Here is a 6,452-nt window from a genome sequence, read left to right on the forward strand (position 1 = left end):
ACGGCAGGTGCGCGTGCCGGAACCCGCGAGCCCGGCATGATCCAAACGAGAGGCCCTAGGGTCTCCCGGCCGTGCCGCGGCGGCGCTTTCCTCAGTCGTCGTCCCGGTCGTTCCCGTCATCGTCCCCGTGGCCGTCGTGCGACCGGTCCACCGAGACCTTCGCCGTCTTCGCGTCGACGTTCAGCTCGTGCTCGCTGCCGTCCTTGCCCCGGACGTCGACCTCCCAGTGCACCGCCCCGCCGCTGCGGCCGTCGTGGTCCTCCAGCTCGATCGAGGTCACCGTGCCCGGGGCCGATCCGAGCGCGGCGCCGACCGCTTGGTCGAGCGTGACGGAGGTCTTGCGGGGCGCGTGCCTCTCGCCGTCGTCGTCGTTGTCGACGTGCTTGCCGAGCACCCTGCCGTTGCCCGGGTCCACCGTCACGTCGTGCCAGGCCTTGTCGGAGCCGTACACATCGAGCTCCCAGACGAGGCGGCCGTCCTCGTCGTCGAGCTCGGCCTCGGTCACCGTGCCCGGGACGGCCCGGACGGCGGCCCTGGCCGCGTCACCGACCGCGACGCGGGCGGCGTCACCGCTCGCCGTGCTGCTCCCGGCGGAGGTACGGGCGTCGCCGCCGTTGCTGTCGTCGCCCGCGAGGGCGACGGCCGTGGCAGCTCCGCCGCCCGCGAGTACGGCCGCGGTGACGGCGGCGATGACGATCTTTCGCTTCATGAGGGGTCCTCCCCGATCGGATGGGTCCGTTGCGACGAGGTCCACACTGCCGGGGTGATGCTGAACGCAGCCTGAAGCCACCTGAAGCCCTCTTCAGCTTCCGTTTGCGAGGCTGTGCACATGCGCCTGTTGATCGTGGAGGACGAGAAGCGGCTGGCGATCTCCCTGGCCCGGGGGCTCACCGCCGAGGGATTCGCCGTGGACGTCGTGCACGACGGGCTCGAAGGGCTGCACCGGGCCTCCGAGGGCGCCTACGACCTCGTCGTCCTCGACATCATGCTGCCGGGGATGAACGGCTACCGGGTGTGCGCCGCGCTGCGCGCCGCCGGCCACGAGGTGCCCATCCTGATGCTGACGGCGAAGGACGGGGAGTACGACGAGGCGGAGGGGCTCGACACCGGTGCCGACGACTATCTGACCAAGCCGTTCAGCTACGTGGTGCTGGTCGCCCGGGTCCGCGCGCTGCTGCGCCGGCGCGGTGGTTCCGCCTCGCCGGTGGTCACCGTCGGCTCCCTGCGGATGGACACCGCCGCCCGCCGGGTCCGTCTCGGCGAGGACGAGGTCGTGCTCACCACCAAGGAGTTCGCCGTGCTCGAACAGCTCGCGCTGCGGGCCGGGCAGGTGGTGAGCAAGGCGGAGATCCTGGAACACGTCTGGGACTTCGCCTACGACGGCGACCCGAACATCGTCGAGGTGTACGTGAGCACCCTGCGCCGCAAGCTCGGCGCGGCCGCCATCCGTACGGTGCGCGGCGCCGGCTACCGGCTGGAGGCGCTGTGAGATCGGTACGGGCCAGGGCGGCGCTCGGTGCGACGGTGGTCGTCGCCCTCGCGGTCGTCGCCGCCGGGCTCGGCGTCCTGCTGGTCCTGCGCGCCAACCTCACCGACCAGGCGGGGCTCCAGGCCGAGGTGGCGGCCCGCGAGACCGCCGGGCAGCTGGCCCTCGACGTGCCGTACGACAAGCTGGACATGGGCGACGAAGAGGACCATCCGGTCCAGGTGACCGACGAGGACGGCCGGGTGGTCGCCGTCTCCGAGCACCTGGACGCGATCTCCGGCACCGGCACCGACCGGGTCACCCCGCAGCCCGCGTCCGTCGCCCCGGAGAAGGGCGATGACCACGGTGGTCACGGTGGCCGCGACGACGATGACGACGACGGCGCGAGCGCCGACCCCGGCCGCGGTGAGGTCTCCACCGACGAACCGGACTTCCGCAACGGCACCGCCACCGTCGACGGCGACACCGCCGACTACCGGTTCGCCTCCGTGGAGGCGACGAACTCCGCCGGGCTGACCCTGACCGTCCACGCGGGTGCCCCGCTCGCCGCGGAGCAGCGGGCCGTCGCGAGTGTGCGCGGCGCGATGCTGGCCGGGCTGCCCGTCGTGCTGCTCGTCGTCGCCGGGGTGACCTGGCTGGTGACCCGGCGGGCGCTCCGCCCGGTCGAGGGCATCCGGCGCGAGATGGCGGCGATCACCGCGTCCGAGGATCTGAGCAGGCGGGTGCCGGAGCCCGGTTCGCGCGACGAGATCGCCCGGCTGGCCCGTACCACCAACGAGACGCTCACCGCCCTGGAGGCCTCCGTCGACCGTCAGCGGCGCTTCGTCGCGGACGCCTCGCACGAACTGCGCTCCCCGATCGCCTCGCTCCGCACCCAGCTGGAGGTGGGTGCCGCGCACCCGGAGCTGCTGGACGTGGCGGGTGCGGTCGCCGACACCGTACGGCTCCAGGTGCTCGCCGCCGATCTGCTGCTGCTGGCCCGGCTGGACGCGGGGGAGCGGCCCGGGAAGGCGCGGCTGGACCTCGGCGCACTGGTCCGTGAGGAGGTGTCGCAGCGCATCGGCGACCGGATCGCGGTGACGGTGTCCGTGCCGGAGCCGGGCGGGCTGGAAGTGACCGGTTCACGCGGGCAGTTGGCCCGGGTGATCGGCAATCTGCTGGACAACGCCGAGCGGCACGCGGAGAGTTCGGTGGCCGTCGCGGTGCGGGTGGAACGTGGTGGTGTGGTCGTCGAGGTCTCGGACGACGGGGCCGGGGTGCCGGAGGCGGAGCGCGAGCGGATCTTCGAACGCTTCGTGCGCCTCGACGACGCCCGCGCCCGCGACGACGGCGGGGCCGGTCTGGGCCTCGCCATCGCCCGCGATGTGGCCATCCGGCACGGGGGCCGGCTGACCGCGGCCGGTGCGGGGGAGCGCGGCGCCCGGTTCGAGCTGCGGCTGCCGGGCCCCCGCTGAGCGCCGCCCCCGGTGTTCCGGATCCTGTCTCAGACGCGGCGTGCGCGCAGATGGTCGGCGACCGGGGCGAGGGCCGCGTGCAACTGCTCCAGCGCCTCCGGCGTCAGCAGGTCCATGAAGTGCTTGCGCACCGATGCCACGTGGTGCGGTGCCACCTTGCGCATCGTCTCCGCACCGGCCTCGGTGAGGACCGCGTACAGTCCCCGCCGGTCGGACTCGCAGTTCTCCCGGCGGACCAGGCCCGCGCTCTCCATACGGGTGATCTGGTGCGAGAGCCTGCTCTTGGACTGCAGGGTGGCGGTGGCGAGGTCACTCATCCGCAGGCGCTGGTCGTCGGACTCCGAGAGGTTGACGAGAATCTCGTAGTCGTTATTGGTCAGGCCGAACGGCTGGAGGTCCTTCTCCAGCTGGTGCATCAGCAGCCTGCTGACATCCAGGTGGGTGCGCCAGGCGCACTGCTCCGCGTTGCTCAGCCAGCGGGTGGCCGTCTCGGTCTCCATATATGGATTCTACCTAAGAAGTTGAAATCCGGACGAAGTTATTCGCTGTGACGCACGGCACGGGCCGGTCGGGGTTCCGCGGGCGCTGTACGGACGTCCGGCGTCACACTGCGCAGAGTACCGCTCACAACCCGAAGCGCCGTTGGAGGTCCCCCAGCTGGCCGGGGGCGCGGGGGGTGGACCCAGGTTGACCGCCGCCGCCCGGAACCCCCGGCTGCTGCGGTACCGCCCCCGTCGACTGCTCGGGCATCAGCACCTCGGTGGACTGGAGCAGCACCGTACCCGCGCCCACGAACTCGAACTGGTGCTCCTCGCCCGAGGCGCCGCCGATCCCGGTCATGGCGCGCAGTCCGCCCATCACCCCGGCCATGTAGCCGTGGTCGTAGTGGTGGCACGGCGAGGGGCAGTCCGCCCAGCCCACCAGCGCCTGCGGGTCGACCCGCAGCGGCGGCTCCATGAACACCACCGGGCCGTTGGACGCCGCGACGAACTTCCCGGTGCCGATCAGCGTCAGGAACCCCGGCACGATCGACTGCTTCAGCGCCAGAGTCGGCTGGTAGGCCAGCAGATTGCCGGAGCGGATCGTCAGGTTCCCGTCCTCCAGGTCGTAGGAGTTCACATCGAAGGCCCGGTCCGCGAGCAGCATCTTCCCGCTGCCCTCCGCCACCACCCAGTCGCTCGCGTGCAGCGGCGAGTGGAAGCTCGTGCGGATGAGCCGCTCGAAGCGGCCGTGCCCGATGCCGTTGAACTCGATCCGCCCGTAGTAGGCGATCATCTTCCCCTTCTGCAGGAACCACTGGCTCCCCTTGAGCTCCACGCAGAAGGTGTACGAGTTGACGTTGTCGTCCGACGGCAGCGTCATCGGATCGAAGACCACGGGCGTGCTCACAGCTTCTCCTCCGACGCCTGGACGTACACCGCACCACTGCCGCTGAGCTCCAGCTGGAACGCCTCGCCGGAGCCGCGCCCCACCATGTCGCGCCAGCCGAGCGCGGTGGAGAGCTTGTTGCGCACGTCGCCGTGGTGGGCGACGTACGCCTGCGGATCCACATGCACCTCGCGGCCCGGCGCGATCGGCAGCTCGATCACCCCGCCGTGCGCCATCACCGCCACCGCGCCGTGCCCCTTGAGCGTCGTGGTGAACAGGCCCTGCCCGCTCACCTGGCCGCGCACCATGCCCATCACGCCGCCCTGCGAGCCCATGAACATCGTGCCCTGCTGGAGCGTGCCGTCGAAGGCGAGCAGCCGGTCGGCCTCCACGTAGAGGGTGTCCCCGGCCAGGTTGATCACCTGGATGTGATGGCCGCCGTGACCGAACATCACCGTGCCGCTCCCCTCGACCGTCATCAGCGGGGTCGCCTCGTTCGCCATCCGGCGGCCGATCATCGACATCACCCCGCCCTGACCGCCCTGGATGTTCGGGGTGAACGACACCTCGCCGCGGTAGGCCAGCATCGCGCCGCGCTGACTGAACATCTTCTGGCCGGGGAGCACCGTCGCCTCGACCATCTTCGAGTTGATCTCGCGGAACGGCATCAGACATCGCCCCCGATCGTGTTCCGCTCGCTGGGCTGGACGTAGACGAGCCCCTCGCCCTCGAAGCGGATCTGGAAGGACTCGCCCGATCCCTCGCCCATCAGCGTCCGGAAGTTCACCCCGGACTGGAAGTGCTGCTGGAGGCTGCCCTGGTGGGCGATGTAGGCGCCCGGGTCGACGAAGAGCGGGTACTGGGCGGAGACCCGCAGGACCACGGCCGAGCCGTCCGACATGATCGCCGCCTGGCCGGTTCCCTCGACGGTGGTGGTGAACAGGCCGTTGCCCGTCGCACCGCCGCGCAGTCCGGTGAAAGTCGTGCCGGTACGCAGCCCTGCGTCGGTGCACAGGAGATTGCTCGCCTCGACGTACAGCTTCTCGCCGCGCAGCGAGACGAGATTGATCTCACTCGCACGGTCGGCGAAGTAGCAGGTGCCCTGCCCGGTCACCTCCATCACGGCCATCTGCTCGCCGGTCAGCCGGCGGGTCACCATGCCGCGCAGGCCCTCACCGCCGCCGGTCATCTTCTTGAACGCCATCCGGCCGTCGTACGCGACCATCGAACCGTTCTTCGCCTTGACGGCGTCGCCGGTCAGGTCGACGGCGAGCGTCTTGCTGCCTTGGAGTCGGAACATTGCCACGGTGCGACGGTAGCCGCCGGAAATCGAACTCGTCCGGCGATTGGGTACAAGAAGTCCCCGAAGTGCGCGAAACGGCCCCCGCGGCACCGCCGGGCCGGTGCCGGTGCCACAATGGTCGCGCTTGTGCCTGCGTTCACAAGCTGTCACCGTCCTCCCACCGAAGGTGCCCCCGTGGACATCAAGACCGCTACCGCCCTGCACCGGCTGCGCCTCATCTCGATTCCCGAGGCGCTCTCCTTCCCGGCGCTGATCATCTTCGGATCGATCCTGAGCCGGGTCTCGGACATCGACTTCCTGATGATGCCGCTCGGCATCCTGCACGGCGTGCTCTTCGTGATCTACGCCGTCCTGCTGCTGGACGTCTGGTCCAAGACCAAGTGGCCGCTCAAGCGCGTCGCGTTCTTCTTCCTGCTCGCGCTGCTGCCGTTCGGCGGGCTGTACGGCGACAAGGCGCTGAAGCGCTACGAGGCCGACGGCGTCATCGCCGCCCGCGCCCGCCGGGAAGGCACGGTCAGCGCATGATCGTCGCCTTCTCCGTCAGCCCGCTGAGTGTCGGCGAGGACGTCGGTGAGTACGTCGCCGACGCCGTCCGCGTCGTCCGCGAGTCCGGGCTGCCCAACCGGACCGACGCCATGTTCACCTCCATCGAGGGGGAGTGGGACGAGGTCATGGACGTCGTCAAGCGCGCCGTCGAGGCCGTCGAGGCGCGGGCCGGACGGGTCTCCCTCGTCCTGAAGGCCGACATCCGCCCCGGTGTGACCGACGGTCTGACCTCCAAGGTCGAGACGGTCGAGCGGTACCTCGCCGGCTGACGCCCCCGCCCTGTACCCCGTGAGCC

Annotated in this window: 9 protein-coding genes; 4 read left to right on the forward strand and 5 right to left on the reverse strand. The window is 70.7% G+C overall.

Going from position 1 to position 6,452, the window contains the following annotated elements; all coding sequences use genetic code 11:
- Window positions 1-91 precede the first annotated feature (91 nt).
- Complete coding sequence (locus J1C73_RS30415) at window positions 92-709, reverse strand: PepSY domain-containing protein (protein ID WP_207319192.1); 618 nt, start codon at window positions 707-709, stop codon at window positions 92-94.
- A 120-nt stretch (window positions 710-829) separates the two neighbouring features.
- Here J1C73_RS30415 and J1C73_RS30420 point away from each other — a divergent pair, with 120 nt between their 5' ends.
- Window positions 830-1,489: a response regulator transcription factor gene (locus J1C73_RS30420; RefSeq protein ID WP_207319193.1), complete on the forward strand. Its 660-nt coding sequence runs from the start codon at window positions 830-832 to the stop codon at window positions 1,487-1,489.
- Window positions 1,486-2,940 carry a sensor histidine kinase gene (locus J1C73_RS30425; protein ID WP_123461707.1) on the forward strand — a complete coding sequence of 485 codons (1,455 nt, stop codon included), beginning with the start codon at window positions 1,486-1,488 and terminating at the stop codon, window positions 2,938-2,940. The genes J1C73_RS30420 and J1C73_RS30425 overlap by 4 nt, the downstream gene beginning before the upstream one ends.
- Window positions 2,941-2,969: 29 nt before the next feature.
- Here J1C73_RS30425 and J1C73_RS30430 read toward each other — a convergent pair whose 3' ends face one another.
- From J1C73_RS30430 to J1C73_RS30445, 4 genes are all read right to left on the reverse strand, one after another.
- Window positions 2,970-3,440, reverse strand: a complete 471-nt coding sequence (locus J1C73_RS30430; protein ID WP_123461708.1) for a MarR family winged helix-turn-helix transcriptional regulator — start codon at window positions 3,438-3,440, stop codon at window positions 2,970-2,972.
- A gap of 124 nt (window positions 3,441-3,564) precedes the next feature.
- Window positions 3,565-4,329 (reverse strand): AIM24 family protein, encoded by a 765-nt coding sequence (locus J1C73_RS30435; protein ID WP_123461709.1) that lies wholly within the window; start codon window positions 4,327-4,329, stop codon window positions 3,565-3,567.
- Entirely contained in the window at window positions 4,326-4,976 is a 651-nt protein-coding gene (locus tag J1C73_RS30440; protein WP_124285056.1) for an AIM24 family protein, read from the reverse strand. Before J1C73_RS30440 ends, J1C73_RS30435 begins: the two co-directional genes overlap by 4 nt.
- Window positions 4,976-5,608 carry an AIM24 family protein gene (locus J1C73_RS30445; protein ID WP_123461711.1) on the reverse strand — a complete coding sequence of 211 codons (633 nt, stop codon included), beginning with the start codon at window positions 5,606-5,608 and terminating at the stop codon, window positions 4,976-4,978. Before J1C73_RS30445 ends, J1C73_RS30440 begins: the two co-directional genes overlap by 1 nt.
- A 177-nt stretch (window positions 5,609-5,785) precedes the next feature.
- On the opposite strand from J1C73_RS30445, the gene J1C73_RS30450 reads away from it, so the two are divergent.
- Together J1C73_RS30450 and J1C73_RS30455 are read left to right on the forward strand one after the other, a co-directional pair.
- On the forward strand, window positions 5,786-6,136 hold the full coding sequence (locus J1C73_RS30450) for a DUF3817 domain-containing protein (RefSeq protein WP_123461712.1): 351 nt from the start codon (window positions 5,786-5,788) through the stop codon (window positions 6,134-6,136).
- Window positions 6,133-6,426, forward strand: coding sequence for an MTH1187 family thiamine-binding protein (locus J1C73_RS30455; RefSeq protein ID WP_207319194.1), 294 nt, complete (start codon window positions 6,133-6,135; stop codon window positions 6,424-6,426). The genes J1C73_RS30450 and J1C73_RS30455 overlap by 4 nt, the downstream gene beginning before the upstream one ends.
- Window positions 6,427-6,452 lie beyond the last annotated feature (26 nt).

Origin of the sequence: Streptomyces laculatispora (genome assembly GCF_017353455.1) — a bacterium.
Classification (GTDB): Bacteria; Actinomycetota; Actinomycetes; order Streptomycetales; family Streptomycetaceae; genus Streptomyces; species Streptomyces laculatispora.

Coding starts and splice junctions, on each gene's coding strand:
- J1C73_RS30415 (WP_207319192.1), bottom strand. CDS start 709: ATGAAGCGAAAGATCGTCATCGCCGCCGTCACCGCGGCCGTACTCGCG.
- J1C73_RS30420 (WP_207319193.1), top strand. CDS start 830: ATGCGCCTGTTGATCGTGGAGGACGAGAAGCGGCTGGCGATCTCCCTG.
- J1C73_RS30430 (WP_123461708.1), bottom strand. CDS start 3,440: ATGGAGACCGAGACGGCCACCCGCTGGCTGAGCAACGCGGAGCAGTGC.
- J1C73_RS30440 (WP_124285056.1), bottom strand. CDS start 4,976: ATGCCGTTCCGCGAGATCAACTCGAAGATGGTCGAGGCGACGGTGCTC.
- J1C73_RS30445 (WP_123461711.1), bottom strand. CDS start 5,608: ATGTTCCGACTCCAAGGCAGCAAGACGCTCGCCGTCGACCTGACCGGC.
- J1C73_RS30455 (WP_207319194.1), top strand. CDS start 6,133: ATGATCGTCGCCTTCTCCGTCAGCCCGCTGAGTGTCGGCGAGGACGTC.